General features: G+C 41.5%; 1 protein-coding gene. It reads left to right on the top strand.

Annotated elements, in window-relative coordinates; genetic code table 11:
• Positions 1-220: 220 nt before the first annotated feature.
• Positions 221-1,017 (top strand): Rpn family recombination-promoting nuclease/putative transposase (locus tag C5470_RS21955; RefSeq protein WP_166291903.1); only part of this gene is annotated, 797 nt, incomplete at its 3' end.

Genomic DNA, 1,017 nt, shown 5'->3' on the forward strand with positions numbered 1-1,017 from the left:
AAAAAATCGATTGATTGCCTGTGTCTATGTGCATGCCCCTGCCATTCGTGTTTCACTGGAAACATTGTTGGCGTTTGCTGAGCCTATGCGCCAGACAGCACAAGCGCTCAGTCAACTGGTCACGGCTGATAACGTAGCATGATGAATTATAAAACCACCTTGGTACTAGACTTTATTGTGCTGTACACTGATGATGGGAATTATTTTTTAATAAGAAAATATGAATAATAAAAAGGCGCGCCCCACACCCCATGATGCTACATTCAAAGGGTTTATGGCTCAGATAGAGAATGCCCGAGACTTTTTTGACATTCATCTGCCGGAGAAAATTAAGAGGCTATGTGATTTTAATACGTTAACACTGACTAATTCTTCATTCATTGACCGTCAGTTACGTTCAAGAATGTCCGATGTGCTCTATTCGGTGAAAACTCAACAAGGTGACGGTTATATTTATGTACTTGTTGAACATCAGTCAACGCCGGATAAAATGATGGCATGGCGCATGATGCATTATGCTTTTATGGCGATGAATCAACACCTTCAACAAGGAAATAAGGAACTCCCGCTGGTTGTGCCCGTTTTGTTTTACCACGGTGATAGCAGCCCTTATCCTTTCCAGCAACGCTGGACACAATGCTTTTCATTACCTCGCTTAGCGGAAGAGGTGTATTTCAATCCATTTCCACTAGTCGATGTGACCGTGATTGATGATAATGAGTTAGTCAATCATCGCAAAATCGCCGTGATGGAACTGGCGATGAAACATAAAAATTTGCGAGACAGGGTTGAAGCTGTGACCACATTATTGGCACAGGCCCTTAAGTACAATTATAATAGTGACAACGATGTTGTTACTATTCTTAACTACCTGTTTGTTACAATGGATTCTCCACATTTTGAACAGGTACTTCAGAAACTGATTGAACAGGTAGGCAGCCATCAGGAGGCAATAATGAATATTGCACAGAGATTACGGGAACAAGGTATTCAGCAAGGTATTCAGCAAGGTATTCA

Source organism: Photorhabdus stackebrandtii, from assembly GCF_011189495.1.
In the GTDB taxonomy this organism is placed as follows: domain Bacteria; phylum Pseudomonadota; class Gammaproteobacteria; order Enterobacterales; family Enterobacteriaceae; genus Photorhabdus; species Photorhabdus khanii.